Raw genomic sequence first — 14,345 nt, forward strand, 5'->3', positions numbered from 1 at the left:
GGCGGAGCCGGTTCCAAGCGGAACCAGCCCCGCCATTGTTGTATCCGGCTCAACGGCTAGGAGGATTGGCAGTAGGATTCATAGGCTGCTTGCGCAGCCCATTGAGCCATCGCATCCAGCCTCAGCTTGCAGTCAAGGATTCCGAATTCGGAGTCGGACCAGGTCTCGTAGACCAGCGTGTAGCGGCTCTGCTGCTCGTTGAGGCATTGAACGCTATACGTGTGGGTCACGGGACGCGCTGCCCAGTAGCCTAGAAGCCCCGCAGACTGGTCGGAGCTTCTGATCAACGATTCCAGCCCGTCACTGGCATCGTAGGACTCTTCGGCGACAGTGGTTTCGGAGACGGCGCTGGCTGCCATGAGCACTTCATTGACGTTGTCCCACTTGGGACGAGGGCTGAAGCTGATAGTCGAGCCGACGGGTGCGTCGATCAGAGTTTGGCGCATCTGCTGATCATGGAACCGGTCGACCCGGATCAGCTGCGGTGCACCACGCAACTGACCGCCACTGGCAATGTACGGTCGATCGCAGGAACTTGCCTTTTCGGGGCTCAAAGGCAACGGCCCCGCACTTTCGCCGGCCTCCGGGCTCGTGCATGATGCCAATGCCAGGGATAAGCACGCTAGTGTTGCCCAGTAGCTTCTCCGCATCATCGGCAATCCTTTTTCAAGACCCTGGAACCATATATTCTAATCAGCTTATGAGTGCATCAGCGATTTGACTAGAAGTTTCAATTGAATGCGAAACGGTCGCCGCTTCTCCTGAAGATTCAGGAGAAGCGGCGACCGTTCGTTTCCGGCGTATGCTCCAGGGCGTCAGCCCTGGTTCAGCGTCAGCTTAGAGAGCTGCGTAAACTTCGCGCAGCAGCACAGCAGTCTCCGAAGGAGTCTTGCCGACCTTGACGCCTGCAGCTTCCAGTGCTTCCTTCTTCGCCTGGGCGGTGCCAGCCGAACCGGAAACGATGGCGCCTGCGTGGCCCATGGTCTTGCCCTCAGGAGCGGTGAAGCCAGCCACGTAGCCAACAACTGGCTTGGTGACGTTGGCCTTGATGTAATCAGCAGCGCGCTCTTCAGCGTCGCCACCGATTTCACCGATCATGACGATGGCTTTGGTTTCTGGATCAGCTTCGAAAGCAGCCAGGGCATCGATGTGGGTGGTGCCGATGACTGGGTCGCCGCCGATGCCGATTGCGGTCGAGAAGCCCAAGTCGCGCAGTTCGTACATCATCTGATAGGTCAGGGTACCTGACTTGGAAACCAAGCCGATTGGGCCCTTGCCGGTGATGTTGTTCGGGGTGATGCCAACCAGTGCTTCACCTGGGGTGATGATGCCTGGGCAGTTAGGGCCGATGATGCGGGTGATCTGGTTGCCGTCGGCGTCAACCTTCGACTGTGCCAGAGCCCAGAACTCAGCGGAGTCCTGTACTGGAACACCTTCGGTGATGACTACAACGAGGCCAACTTCGGCCTCGATAGCCTCAACGACTGCGTCCTTGGTGAACTTAGGTGGGACGAAGACGATCGATACGTCTGCGCCGGTCTCGGCCTTGGCCTCAGCCACGGTGCCGAAAACCTTGATGTCCTTGTCACCGTGGGTCACGGTGGTGCCGGCCTTGCGGGCGTTAACGCCGCCAACAATGTTGGTGCCAGCCTTGAGCATCAGGGCGGTGTGCTTGGTGCCTTCGCCGCCGGTGATGCCCTGGACGATGACCTTGGAGTCCTTGTTCAGGTAAATGCTCATTGTTCGCTTATCCCTCTTACTTCGCTGCGTTGGCGAGCTCGGCAGCCTTGTCGGCGCCCTCATCCATGGTTGCTGCCAGGGTGACCAACGGGTGGTTGGCCTCGGCCAAGATGGCGCGACCCTCTTCAACGTTGTTGCCGTCCAGGCGGACAACCAGTGGCTTGTTCGCTGCGTCACCCAGGGTGTTCAGCGCGCCAACGATGCCGTTTGCGACAGCGTCACATGCGGTGATGCCACCGAAGACGTTGACGAAGACCGACTTGACTTGTGGGTCATTCAGGATGACGTCAAGGCCGTTAGCCATGACCTCAGCCGATGCGCCACCGCCAATGTCAAGGAAGTTAGCAGGCTTGACCGAACCGTGGTTCTCGCCAGCGTAGGCAACAACGTCCAGGGTCGACATGACCAGGCCAGCACCGTTGCCGATGATGCCCACTTCGCCGTCCAGCTTGACGTAGTTCAGGCCAGCGGCCTTTGCCTTGGCTTCCAGCGGATCGGCTGCGCCCTTGTCCTCGAGCTCTTCGTGAGCCGGGTGGCGAACCTCAGATGCGTTGTCGTCCAGGGAAACCTTGCCATCCAGTGCAACGATGTCACCGGCACCGGTCTTCACCAGTGGGTTTACCTCTACGAGGGTGGCGTCTTCTTCCTTGAATACAACCCAGAGCTTCTGGATGGTGTCTGCAACCTTTGCGCGCAGCTCTTCAGGGAAGTTAGCTGCCTCAACGATTTCAGCGGCCTTCGCGGCATCAATGCCGACGATTGGGTCAACGGCAACCTTCGCCAGAGCATCCGGGCGCTCAACTGCGAGCACCTCGATCTCCATGCCACCTTCTACCGAGCACATGGCCAGGTAGTTGCGGTTTGCACGGTCCAGCAGTACGGAGAAGTAGAATTCCTCAGCAATGTCGGCGCCCTGAGCGATCATGACCTTGTTTACGGTGTGGCCCTTGATGTCCATACCGAGGATGTTGGAAGCGTGCTCGAAAGCTTCGTCGGCGGTCTTAGCGACCTTGACGCCGCCAGCCTTGCCACGGCCACCAACCTTGACCTGTGCCTTTACTACAACAACGCCGCCGATCTTCTCAGCTGCGGCTTTTGCTTCTTCCGGGGTGTAAGCGACGATACCGGCAAGCACGGGAACGCCGTGTGCCTCGAATAGATCGCGCGCCTGGTACTCATACAGGTCCACGGGTTTGTGTCCTTCGTTCGAAGTTCATGCTGACTCGCGGCACGGCCACAGACCGAAATCCATGCCATGCCAAAGAGAGCGCACCGCAACTACCGGGACGTCGTTAGGCGCCGTAGCCCGTGCGCACCTCTCAGACTATCCCGACTTTCGCAAACTTCCCACTTTTACAACACGTAGAGAAACTCGCGGGTCCTGCATCAAAGCAGCCGAAGGTGACGCAGGAAACACGGAGGGCCCGTCGGCTAGTCCACGATTTCTAGCGGTGCATAGCGCAGCAATAGCCTCTTCTCGGAGTCCGGGAACTGCACCTTGGCCACCGTCTTGTCGCCTGCGCCTTCTAAAGCAATAACAGTGCCCAAGCCAAACGAGGAATGCTTAACATTCTGCCCGACTTCAGGGATGGTAATGTCCTTATTCTGCACAACTCGCGTCTTGGAAATAGGGGCGGCGTTGTGCCCTCGCACCGGTTGCGCCGATGCCGAACCTGCACCCCAGTGGCTGCCACGTTCATATCTGCTCGTGGCGAAATTCACCGCTGCGTTACCGAAACCGAAGCCCATTCCACCGCCAGAGCCCTCGCTCTTCCAGTCGATCAGCTCGCCCGGAACCTCTTCCAGGAACTGGCTCGCAGGGTTGTACTGGGCCTGCCCCCAGAGGCTGCGCTGTTCGGCACGGGTCAGGTACAGGCGTTCACGGGCACGGGTCAGTCCGACATAGGCCAGGCGGCGTTCCTCGGCCAGTTCCTTTTCGTCGGTCATGGAACGCTGGTGCGGGAAGACACCATGCTCCATGCCCGTCAGGAAGACCACCGGGAATTCCAAGCCCTTGGCAGTATGCAGGGTCATCAAGGTGACCACGCCTTCCTGCACGGCCATTGCTGCTCCCTCATCATCGCTGGGAGCCTCTGGAATCTGGTCGGCATCGGCTACGAGCGCCACGCGCTCCAGGAACCCTTCGAGACCGCCTTCCGGTTCTTCGTTCACGTAGTCCCGGACCACGGCGACCAATTCGGCGAGGTTCTCCACCCGCGACTCATCCTGCGGATCCGAGGAGAGCCGAAGGGTCTCCAGGTATCCGGTCTGCTCCAGCACTGCTTCAAGGGCCTCTGCCGGCCCTGAGCCTTCCGCCACGGTCTTCAAGTCATCCATCATGGAGACAAACGCAGCAGTCATCTTGATTCCGCGGGTTCCCAAGCCTGGTGCTTCATCCGAACGGCGCAATGCGTCCATGAAGGAAACGCGATCCCGTTCAGCCAACGCTGCCACGGCGCCTTCGGCACGGTCGCCGATGCCGCGCTTGGGCTCGTTGAGGATTCGGCGGACGTTGATGTCATCATCCGGGTTCACCAAGGCGCGCAGGTAGGCCAGTGCGTCCTTGATTTCCTTGCGGTCGTAGAACCTGGTGCCGCCGACTACGCGGTACTTCAGGTCCACGCGCATCAGCTGTTCTTCCAGTGCACGCGATTGGGCGTTAGTGCGGTAGAAGATCGCCACGTCGCCCGGGCGGACATCCTCGTCATCGTTCAAGCGAAGTATTTCTTCGGCAATCCAGCGTGCTTCGTCGGATTCTGACTCCCCAACATAACCGGTGATCTTCTCGCCGTCGCCGCTGGCAGTCCACAGCTTCTTGTCATTGCGGTCGGGGTTTCGCTTGATGACCTCGTTGGCCGCGGACAGAATCGTCTGGGTGGAACGATAGTTCTGTTCCAGCTTGATGGTTGCCGCGTTCGGATAGTCCTTTTCGAAGTCGACGATGTTGCGGATATCGGCACCGCGGAAAGCGTAAATCGACTGGTCGGAGTCGCCGACAACGGTCAGTTCGCCTGGGACGGTATCACCTTCGGCACCGGTGAGTTCACGCACCAGCGAGTACTGGGCGTGGTTAGTATCCTGGTATTCGTCAATAAGCACATGGCGGAACCGGCGGCGGTAGTTATCGGCCACTCGCGGGAACGCACGGAACATGTAGACGACCTGTCCAATCAGGTCGTCGAAGTCCATGGCGTTGGCAGCGCGCAGGCGGCGGGTGTAACCGCGGTAGACCTCGGAAACGGCTCGCGAGAACGGATCATTGGTATTGATCGTCGCCGCGTAGTCTTCATCATCTATCAGCTCATTTTTCAACGAGGAGATCTTGTGGGCAATTGCCTTGGGCGTGAAACGCTTCGGGTCGATCTCCAAAGATTTGGCGACTAAGGTGATCAGGCGCAAGGAATCCGTGGAGTCGTAGATTGAGAAGTTGGATTTCATTCCAATGGTGGCCGCCTCGCGACGCAAAATACGCACGCATGAGGAGTGGAAAGTAGAGATCCACATCTTCTTCGCTTGCTCGTCGCCAATAAGCTCAGCGGCTCGTTCGCGCATTTCGGCAGCGGCCTTGTTGGTGAAGGTGATCGCCAGGATTTCGTGCGGCCGAGCACGTCCGGTCGCCAGGAGGTAGGCAATGCGGTGCGTGAGCACACGGGTCTTTCCTGAACCAGCGCCGGCCACGATCAGCAACGGACCCCCAGCATAACGAACTGCTTCTTCCTGCTGCGGGTTCATGCCGACCAAAAGCTCCTCAGCAGTGGGCATGACCTGCTGTGCGGTATCCGGGGCGAAATCGTCAAAAAGGAAATCCATGATGTAGCCAGTCTACGTGGAGCGCCGGACACTTTCAGTGTGAGCGGGAAAGCCCACGCTATTGGCCGGGCATAATAGAAGATATGGCAAAGAAGGTCAGGAAAACCAAGGAATACCGCAAGCCCCAGCAGTTCGCCCAGGCGCCGAACGCGCCGCGCGGCATGAACATGGGGCCAGGCAAGGTGCAAAGCACCTCCCACGAGAACAGTTCGAACCCGATGCTGCTGATCTCGGTGGGCTTGATCATATGCGCTGCGCTATTCGCGTACTACCATCTGCTCACGATGGTGCAGATGCAGGACCTCAGCGATTCCCTGGCGATGCCCGATCAGCGTATTTTCGGCTACACCGTAAGCGACATAGAAGCATTGCGTGGCGCCATGGATGAAGATGCTGTTGGCCAGCTCAACTACTTGCACAAGACCGCTGGTTTCCTCTTCCCGATGTTTACTGCGGTCTTCTCCATGCTGTTGTTCATCCGCTGGATTCCTCACCGCCAGACGCGTTGGCTGGCTTGGGTTGCCCCGCTGGGCTTCGCGGCAATCGATATTTGGGAGAACTTCGCAATTGATGCCCTGTTCACTGGAGACCTCAGTGAAGGAGCTGTCGTTTTGGCATCGATCCTCACGACCATCCGCTGGGCACTGCTGATCATCACTGCGGGTCTTGTTGTGGGTCTTGGCGCTATCCGTGCCAATCGTGCGCTCAAGGCAAAGATGCTCGCAATTCGTGAGGGTACTGCCTAAGCCAGTGCGTGGGAATTACACCCGGGACATCCTAGTAAGATAGTGTTGTTGGTGTTTTCACGCCCATGCCCCTGTAGCTCAGTAGGATAGAGCGACCCTCTCCTAAAGGGTAGGCCGTCGGTTCGATTCCGGCCAGGGGCACAACTAGAGCCTTGTTTCCAGTCCTCGGACGGGAAACAAGGCTCTTGTCGTTACTACGGCGTTAAGCACTGCGGGTACGTTCCATCTGGAACGTACCCGCAGTGCTTAGTATGAGTCTCGATTAACGCAGCAGCAATGCGGTCGCCTTTGGCGACAGCGAAGCGTCCATGACCACGCAAGCGCCACCGATGGCGCCGACGTTGGAGCCGAGCTCGGAGGTGCGGGTTTCGATTTCATGCACTCCGCGCAGGGCGAAGCGGCGGCCAATGGCGTCGCGGACTTGATCGTCGACCAGTTCGGATACCTTTTCCCACTGTGGACCGCCGAAGACGACTTCGCGAACGTCCAGCGAGTTGGCAAGCTGGCCGGCAACTTCGCCAACCTTGATCATGGCTTCGGTGACCAGTTCCTTGGCGACCTTGTTTCCTTCGTGAGCCAGCTCGTAGAGGCGGTTCATTCCGGCAGCCCGCTGTTCCGGGCCAACGATTTCGTAGCTTGGCAGTTCCAGCCCGCGTTCCTTGGCCTGCGCGGCGATGAATTCGTAGGAGGTGCCGGAAGCGAGGCAATCCTCCGCACCGCATTGTTCGCAGGCCACAGATTTGTAACCGGTTGAGTAGTGGCCGATTTCGCCAGCGTTGTTGCTTGCACCGTGGTGGACATCGCCGTTGAATACAAGGCCAGCGCCGAAGCCGTGACCGCAGTAAATGAAGACGAAGTCGTTGTTCTTCTCTTCCTTGGACTGCCACAGTTCGCCAACTGCTGAAGCGATGGTGTCCTTTTCGATGATGACCTGCAGGCGCAAGAGCTTGCGCAGCGGGTTCACCAGTTCAACATCTGCCCAGCCATCGAGCAGTGGCGGGTTCAGCACCACTCCTTCTTCGACGTTTACTGGACCCGGAACAGCAATGCCGACACCGACGATGTGCTTCTTCGGCACGCGGATCTCGGCAATGAGTTCCTTAACGGTAGTTGCCATGAGCTGGACAGTTTCGGTAGCTACTTCGAGGTTGGGAACTTCGATGCGGCGTTCGCGCAGGACCTCGCCGCGCAGGTTCATTGCGACGAAGGTCAGCACGCTGGGGTCTAGGTGGATGCCAATGGAAACGAGACGGTTGCCTTCGAGCTCCAGAACGGTGCGAGGCTTGCCTGGTCCGGAGACGATCGTGCGGTCTTCTCGGACGATTCCGTCATCCAGCAAGCGGCGGACAACGTTGGAAATGGTCTGTGGCGACAGACCAGTCGAACCGGCCAGTTCAACGCGGCTAATTCCCTCTGGTGCCCGTCGAATTGACTCAAGAATTACGGCTTGGTTGAAGTCTCCCAAGCGTCCTAGATTTGTACCCCGTCGCATTTATTGCTCCATAGATCTGTAAAGTTGATGGATCGATCTTTCAATTCCAACGTTTTCGGTAGTCATCAATACTTCGGTTAGATACTGCGAGTAAAGTAACCATGGTGAACTAGAACTAAAACCGTTGGAGATCCAATTAAGCACGTTACCATCTCTAACTCCTGTAAACACGCGATATTGTGTTTTAGTGAAGAAAAATTTGACGATCTCAGCGGCGTGTTTAATCAACAACCAAGGAGAAATTCTCCTGGTTCGCAAGCGTGGAACGACGAAGTTCATGCAACCTGGCGGCAAACCCGAAGCCGGGGAAACAGCGTTACAAACTATCATTCGAGAAATTCGTGAAGAATTGGGCCTCAGCTTCACCGCTGACGAGCTGCAATACGACGGCGAATGGATCGGACCGGCTGCCAACGAGGCGGAGACGATGATCCGCGCCTCTTTATACAGCGCAGCCTTCGATGGCGAACTCGTCCCGTTAGCGGAATTGGAGGAGCTGCTGTGGATCGACCCGCAGGTGGCCCTGGAACGCGACGATCTAGCTCCGTTGCTTCGCGACCGCGTCCTGCCGCTAGCCATTGAACGCAGCAAGAAATAGGCGCCGCTGGGTTCCTCCCAGCAGCATCAGGCCAGCGGCTAGCTTGCGTGCAAGTATTCGTCCCATGCCGCATCAACGTGCTGCAGTCCCGAAACCAGATGGCCAGCAACGCGTGGACGATGAGGTGTAATACGCAGTTGCCAGCCCAGTTGCGAGAGCATCTTGTCCGCTTTGCGGCTATTGCATAGCAGGCAAGCGGCCACGAGGTTCTCCCAGGTGTTCTGACCTCCCCTGCTGCGGGGAATCACGTGGTCAATCGTATTGGCAGCTTTGCCGCAATACGCGCAGGTAAAAGCGTCTCTACGCAGAACGCCCCTACGAGTGACATGTTGCATGTCCCTGTAGGGGCGTCGTACATAGCGTTTCAGAACGATGACAGTTGGCCGAGGTAGATCTCCATGAGAACTGCGGATGGGGGCGAGATCATCTTGGAGAACGATGCTCGCTTTTTCGGTCATGACTAGCACTAGTGCTCGACGGAACGTCACAACTGCTAGTGGTTCGTATCCTGCGTTTAATACCAAAGTTCGCATTGCTCGTACTACCTTCATGAACCGATGGCCACCATCTGGCATTGATGGAGCTCGCGTTCTGCTCGGAGTGTCTCTAAGCGCTAGCCTATGCGATGCTTCGGATTATTGGTGGGTACCTAACCAAGAAATTGTCTTCTTTTCATCGTTCTGATGCCCGGAGTTCAACTGGTTAAACGAACATAGGCCATCGGATGTCTTTCTCATCCGATGGCCTATGAAAAGCTTTGAAGCTTAGCCAGCTAGGGTGTAGTAGCCGTACAGCGGGTTGCGCGAAACCGAGTGGATCATGGTGTCCACGGTTGGGTTCTGCGCGCCGATCATCTGGCCGCCGCCCAGGTAGATGCCGACGTGGCCGCCACCGTTCTGGAATACCAAGTCGCCTGGCTTAGGGTTGCTGGTGCGGACGAACTGGCCGGATCCGAGGATGGCCGAGGTGCCTCGAGCAATGTTGATGCCGTGCTGCGCGTAGACGTACTTGACGAAGCCGGAGCAATCCCAGCCGCTTGGACCGTTGCCACCCCATACGTATGGAACGCCCACGTACTTGGCAGCGGTGCCTGCGATGCCGGAAAGGTTGGAGGTCTGAACAGGAGTTTCAGCCTTTGGCTGAGCCTTCTGCTGCGGAGCCGATTCCTGTCCACCCGAACGGCTCTGACGAGTCATCGGGGCCATCGAATCAGAGTTACCCGAGTTGCTGCTGCGGGTAGTTGGGGTGATGTCATTCGAAACTGCAATGACAACAGGCTCTGGCTTCTCTTCAGCGGTGAAGCTGGCGCGCTCGATTGCGACATCAGCCTTCTTGTCAGCAGCTACCTTTACTGCCTTGACTGCAACACGCTCTGGATTGATGGTGTCAACAGGCGATGCAGAAACGTCACGTGGTGCAGTTGCCTGGCCAGGCACGCCCAGAGTGACGATCAAGCCGGATGCTGCAGCTACAACGGCGGCCTGGCGGCCTACCGAGCCAGCGTTGGATGCTACGGCCTGCGAAATCGCCTGTAGCGAGTTGGTGCGTGGAACGTCGGCGCGGCGACGTCCGCGTGCATGACTCTTGGTCAAAATATTGCCTCTCCTTGATACCTACGAGGTAAGCTGTCGGGTTCGAAGTGGAGTTACCTCGGTGGATTCGAAGTTGCCTTCTCTATCCACTTCACCCCTAGGGTTGTTAGCCAAAACTAACGACCCGATATTGGTTCCCCCGCCACTGCCGTACGAGTTGTGTATAACTACTCATTGCGTGTTGGCAGTGCTCGGTTCTCACGCAATGATGCCCAGGGATCCCCATGGCACGCATACAAGACTATAGGAAGTTTTTTGAAATGTCACGTTTTGATCACGGAATGGTGACGAACGTCGTTATAACCAACCTGCTGGGTCTTTGAACTGACCGTCAACGATCACTTCGAAGTGCACGTGAGGACCGGTTGAGTTGCCAGTGCTGCCGGCCAACGCAACAACGTCACCGCGCTTAACTTTCTGGCCAACCTTCACAACCAGCTGGCTGTTGTGGCTGTAACCGGTCTCCAGGCCGTTGCCGTGGTCAAGGGTGATGCGGTTACCGGAGTGCCCAGCCCAACCCGAGACAGTCACAACACCGTCAGCTGCCGCGTAGACCTTGGTACCGCTTGGCACACCGTAGTCGGTGCCGCTGTGGATCATGAAACCTGGACCGGTTGGATTCTTGCGGTGCCCGAACGTGGAGGTGATGCGCTTCGTGGTGACCGGTGCGCCGAGCAATCCCGAGGTGTCCTTGATGGCCGTGACGCTACCGCCCGAAGCGGTCATGATCTCGGCGAACTTCTCTTCCTTGGCAACTTCGGTGTTCAGCTCGGAGGTCAAAGCGGCACGCTCCACGGACAGTTCCGCATTGCCGGTTGGTGCAGTTACATCTACAACTGCGGAAGTGGCGGTGCGCTGAGCTGCGACCTCAACGGCCTTGTTCTCCTCCGCGCTGCCGGAGAGCTGTGGAGTTACGGCGGCAAGCGCCAAACCCGAAACGGCGGCTACGGCTGCCACCTTGTGGGCGAATCCACGGTGGGTGGGTTTCTGAACCTTGGACTTGAGGCTCGAAATGAACTCGACATTGCCTGCTGCTTCGATCGGGGCAGGCTTGCTGGCAGGGGCTTGAACAGCTCCTGGCAATGCAACGACGTTGCTCGCGGTATCCTTGCCAGCCAGCAGGGTCTGGTTAGGAGCAACACCGTAGCGCTGCATGGAGTCGAATCGTCGACCAACGAAATCTTCATGTACCGGCTTGACCGGTGCAATCATCGGGACGGTGGCAGCAGCACGTGCTGCTCGGCGCCCGCCGTTACGCTCAGCAGTCGAAGCGGTGACTTCTGCAATCACATCTACTTCGACGCCGGCAGCGCGGCGACGTCCCGCAGTCTTGGTTTCTACCAAAACATTCCTCTCACTGTTGCGCCTACGAAGTTAGCTGTCGGGTTCGGCTATTGAGAATCAGCCGGCCTGCTTGTCGCAGAACTTCACCCCAAGGCGTTTGCACGCCGGAAAGTGGGTCCCCCGTTATTGCCCTCAAGATTTGGTGACCGTTTCTGGCGCAGGGCAACACTAGGCGGTCGCACCAAAAATGGATAGAGCTAACTAGATCGCTAGCTCCAAGGCTTAACGCTACCTGTCAACGCCGAAAGTTACAATTTCGTTATCTTTTCTGAGACTTTACAAATACGTGTGCGCTGACCTCGACCGGCAGCTCCAGGGCGCCTTCGATGCCGTCCACGCGCACTACAACGTAGTCGTCGGCGCGCTCCAAGGTGACAATCGCACCTGGGCGGATTCCACCTTCGTTCAGTTGTCCGAGCAGGATTGGGTCCGTTTGGATAGGTTCGGCCAGGCGCTCAATTGCCACCGGGCCGATGTTTCCGGACAGCAGGGCATCATCCAAGTTCTCTACTTCATGTGAGATTTCGCCCACATTGGGGCCACCGAGGACTTCCAGGCCCGGAATTGGGTTGCCGTAGGGCGACACTGTTGGCTTGCCCAGAAGATCAAAGAGCCGACGCTCGACGCGTTCGCTCATCACGTGTTCCCAGCGGCACGCTTCATCGTGCACGTACTCCCAGTCCAACCCGATGATGTCCGACAACAGGCGCTCCGCCAAGCGGTGCTTGCGCATCACGCCCGTAGCCAGCTCGTGACCTTTTTCGGTCAAAGCAAGGTGGCGATCGGTCGATACGATAACCAGGCCGTCTCGTTCCATGCGAGCAACCGTCTGCGACACGGTTGGGCCCGAGTGGCCAAGACGCTCTGCAATTCGGGCGCGCAATGCCACGATTTCCTCTTCTTGAAGCTCAAGAATGGTACGCAGATACATCTCGGTTGTATCGATAAGATCAGACACGGCAGTCGCTCCTGGAAGTCACAACAATTAAGTTCGCTCGAAATTTACGTGGCGTCGATATCCCACTCTACTTGGTCGGAGCTGCAGAAAGCCCTGTAACCCGCCAAGCCCTCGGCGTAACCGACCGACGCGCTTTTCTCACGACACCCCGCTATTTGCGAAGATATCTATTGAAACGCCAAGGCTATCTGTCAATATTCCAAACCATGGGTAATGGTGGCCGTTATGGCACTTCAATCTATCGCTACAAGAGGAGCGCGATGAGCACGGATATCAACATTCCAGAAAACCTTCTGCCCGCCGATGGTCGATTCGGTGCAGGACCTTCCAAGGTTCGCGCAGAACAGATCCAGGCCATCGTCGATGCCGGCGCCGAACTGCTGGGCACCTCCCACCGCCAGGCTCCGGTCAAGAACCTCGTAGCTTCGGTTCAGGACGGCCTGAAGGAAATGTTCAGCGCACCAGAGGGTTACGAAGTTCTTCTCGGCGTGGGTGGATCCACCGCGTTCTGGGATGCCGCTGCATTCAGCCTGGTCCGTTCCAAGGCGCAGCACCTGTCCTTCGGCGAATTCGGCTCGAAGTTCGCCAAAGCCACCGACAAGGCTCCATTCCTGGAACCTTCCTCCATCATTGTCGGCGAGCCGGGCACCGTACCTGAACCCGTAGCCGAAGCCGGCGTAGACCTCTACGCGTGGCCGCACAATGAGACCTCAACCGGTGCCGCGGCGCCGATCAAGCGCGTTGCTGGCGCCAACGACGATGCACTGGTAGTCATTGACGCCACCAGCGCCGCCGGAGGCCTGGACGTGGATCTGTCCGAGACCGACGTGTACTACTTCGCTCCGCAGAAGAACTTCGCTTCCGACGGCGGCCTGTGGCTGGCCTTCGTTTCTCCCGCCGCGATTGCCCGCATCGAGGAAATTGCAGCAACCGACCGCTGGATCCCCGACTTCTTGAACCTGGCGACCGCGCTGGATAACTCCTTGAAGAACCAGACCTACAACACGCCATCGCTGACCACTCTTGTGGGCCTGGATGCGCAGATCAAGTGGATCAATGCCAACGGCGGCCTGAAGTGGGCGGCAGCGCGCACGGCACAGTCCGCAGGGATGATCCGGGCTTGGGCCGAGGCTTCCGAAATCGCTTCCCCTTATGTGGCCGACCCAGCGCACCGCTCGAACGTCATCTCCACCATTGACTTCGATGACTCGGTCGATGCCTCGGCAATTGCCAAGGCACTGCGCGCTAACGGCGTTGTCGACGTGGAACCATACCGCAAGCTGGGCCGCAACCAGCTGCGGATCGCCACCTTCGTTGCGATCGAGCCAAGCGACGTCGAAGCACTGCTCAAGTGCATCGACTACGTGATCGAGCAGCTCTAAGAACCCTCGATTAAAGCCAAAGACCTTCGCACAACGATTCATCATCGTTGTGCGAAGGTCTTTGCCGCTATTGCCTAGTTTTCCTTGCGCGTGCGATTACGCTGCGCTGCCCGGCGACGGGCTGCGGTGCGCTGCGCCGTGCGACGGCGCCGTACCTGGCGACGTGCCGGCGACTTATGCTGCTGCACAGCGTCATCGTCATTTTCGGCGCCGTCCGCTTCGACTTCGGCCTGCGGATCCTGAGCCTCGGCGCCTGGATCCGATGGATCCGGCTCCTTCGCTGGCTCCGTGGCTTCAGGACCGTCGGCTTCCCCGCCGGTCCCGGCCAAGTCCTCTGCGGCTTCGGCGGCCTTGGCCGCTTCAATCTCTTCCTTTGCCAGGCGGTCGGCCCATGGCACCCATGCCGGAGCGAGCAATGACTGCTCCCCTGCAATAATGCCTACTTCGCAAACCGTCAGGTCCTTGGATTTTGCCCGTGAGACCCGCGCAAGCGTGGCGAACCAGGTCCATCCTTGATATCCCGACTTATGGGAGACAAAACGATGGGTGACAAGTCGCTCACCTTCCGCCGTGACGCCTAGGTGTTCGCCGATTTCTGACGCACCGGCAATTTCTGCGAGCGCGCCGCGAGCAGTATCCACTGCCTCGGCGAGGATGGTGTCCAACTTGGGTTTACGGGCCAT

At 58.2% G+C, this 14,345-nt stretch carries 13 protein-coding genes, 1 tRNA gene and 2 riboswitches; of the genes, 4 read left to right on the top strand and 10 right to left on the bottom strand.

What is annotated here, in order from left to right:
- Positions 1–56: 56 nt before the first annotated feature.
- The 4 genes from ACIOTL_RS16195 to pcrA form a co-directional block, all read right to left on the bottom strand.
- The gene (locus ACIOTL_RS16195) at positions 57–446 is read right to left on the bottom strand and encodes a hypothetical protein (protein ID WP_388024964.1); all 390 of its coding nucleotides are present in this window, start codon (positions 444–446) and stop codon (positions 57–59) included.
- A gap of 391 nt (positions 447–837) precedes the next feature.
- Entirely contained in the window at positions 838–1,740 is a 903-nt protein-coding gene (gene sucD, locus ACIOTL_RS16200; RefSeq protein WP_133833227.1) for a succinate--CoA ligase subunit alpha, read from the bottom strand.
- Positions 1,741–1,756: 16 nt separating this feature from the next.
- A complete protein-coding gene (gene sucC / locus ACIOTL_RS16205; RefSeq protein ID WP_105659137.1) occupies positions 1,757–2,929 on the bottom strand; it encodes an ADP-forming succinate--CoA ligase subunit beta in 1,173 nt (390 codons plus the stop codon).
- A gap of 242 nt (positions 2,930–3,171) precedes the next feature.
- Complete coding sequence (gene pcrA / locus ACIOTL_RS16210) at positions 3,172–5,550, bottom strand: DNA helicase PcrA (RefSeq protein WP_105661600.1); 2,379 nt, start codon at positions 5,548–5,550, stop codon at positions 3,172–3,174.
- 83 nt (positions 5,551–5,633) lie between these two features.
- Between pcrA and ACIOTL_RS16215 the strand changes: the two genes are divergently transcribed.
- On the top strand, positions 5,634–6,296 hold the full coding sequence (locus ACIOTL_RS16215; protein ID WP_133833228.1) for a hypothetical protein: 663 nt from the start codon (positions 5,634–5,636) through the stop codon (positions 6,294–6,296).
- 67 nt (positions 6,297–6,363) lie between these two features.
- Positions 6,364–6,437, top strand: a tRNA-Arg gene (locus ACIOTL_RS16220).
- A gap of 121 nt (positions 6,438–6,558) precedes the next feature.
- Here the strand turns inward: ACIOTL_RS16220 and ACIOTL_RS16225 are convergent.
- The gene (locus ACIOTL_RS16225) at positions 6,559–7,788 is read right to left on the bottom strand and encodes an ROK family transcriptional regulator (protein ID WP_105661599.1); all 1,230 of its coding nucleotides are present in this window, start codon (positions 7,786–7,788) and stop codon (positions 6,559–6,561) included.
- Between the two features lie 187 nt (positions 7,789–7,975).
- On the opposite strand from ACIOTL_RS16225, the gene ACIOTL_RS16230 reads away from it, so the two are divergent.
- Entirely contained in the window at positions 7,976–8,386 is a 411-nt protein-coding gene (locus ACIOTL_RS16230; protein ID WP_105659133.1) for an NUDIX domain-containing protein, read from the top strand.
- 38 nt (positions 8,387–8,424) lie between these two features.
- Here the strand turns inward: ACIOTL_RS16230 and ACIOTL_RS16235 are convergent, their stop codons facing one another.
- The 4 genes from ACIOTL_RS16235 to ACIOTL_RS16250 all read right to left on the bottom strand — a co-directional run bounded on the left by ACIOTL_RS16235 (position 8,425) and on the right by ACIOTL_RS16250 (position 12,280).
- On the bottom strand, positions 8,425–8,961 hold the full coding sequence (locus tag ACIOTL_RS16235; protein WP_400291495.1) for an HNH endonuclease: 537 nt from the start codon (positions 8,959–8,961) through the stop codon (positions 8,425–8,427).
- 189 nt (positions 8,962–9,150) lie between these two features.
- Positions 9,151–9,978, bottom strand: coding sequence for a C40 family peptidase (locus ACIOTL_RS16240; protein WP_105661598.1), 828 nt, complete (start codon positions 9,976–9,978; stop codon positions 9,151–9,153).
- 3 nt (positions 9,979–9,981) lie between these two features.
- Positions 9,982–10,152: riboswitch (cyclic di-AMP (ydaO/yuaA leader) on the bottom strand.
- 123 nt (positions 10,153–10,275) lie between these two features.
- Positions 10,276–11,322: a M23 family metallopeptidase gene (locus ACIOTL_RS16245; protein WP_133833230.1), complete on the bottom strand. Its 1,047-nt coding sequence runs from the start codon at positions 11,320–11,322 to the stop codon at positions 10,276–10,278.
- Positions 11,323–11,326: 4 nt separating this feature from the next.
- Positions 11,327–11,477: riboswitch (cyclic di-AMP (ydaO/yuaA leader) on the bottom strand.
- Positions 11,478–11,581: 104 nt separating this feature from the next.
- Positions 11,582–12,280 (bottom strand): metal-dependent transcriptional regulator, encoded by a 699-nt coding sequence (locus ACIOTL_RS16250; protein WP_105659129.1) that lies wholly within the window; start codon positions 12,278–12,280, stop codon positions 11,582–11,584.
- Positions 12,281–12,540: 260 nt separating this feature from the next.
- Here ACIOTL_RS16250 and serC point away from each other — a divergent pair, with 260 nt between their 5' ends.
- On the top strand, positions 12,541–13,662 hold the full coding sequence (gene serC / locus ACIOTL_RS16255) for a phosphoserine transaminase (RefSeq protein WP_105659128.1): 1,122 nt from the start codon (positions 12,541–12,543) through the stop codon (positions 13,660–13,662).
- A gap of 74 nt (positions 13,663–13,736) precedes the next feature.
- Here the strand turns inward: serC and ACIOTL_RS16260 are convergent, their stop codons facing one another.
- Complete coding sequence (locus ACIOTL_RS16260; RefSeq protein WP_105659127.1) at positions 13,737–14,345, bottom strand: DUF3027 domain-containing protein; 609 nt, start codon at positions 14,343–14,345, stop codon at positions 13,737–13,739.

This window comes from Glutamicibacter sp. NPDC087673 (assembly GCF_044743255.1).
Lineage (GTDB): Bacteria > Actinomycetota > Actinomycetes > Actinomycetales > Micrococcaceae > Glutamicibacter.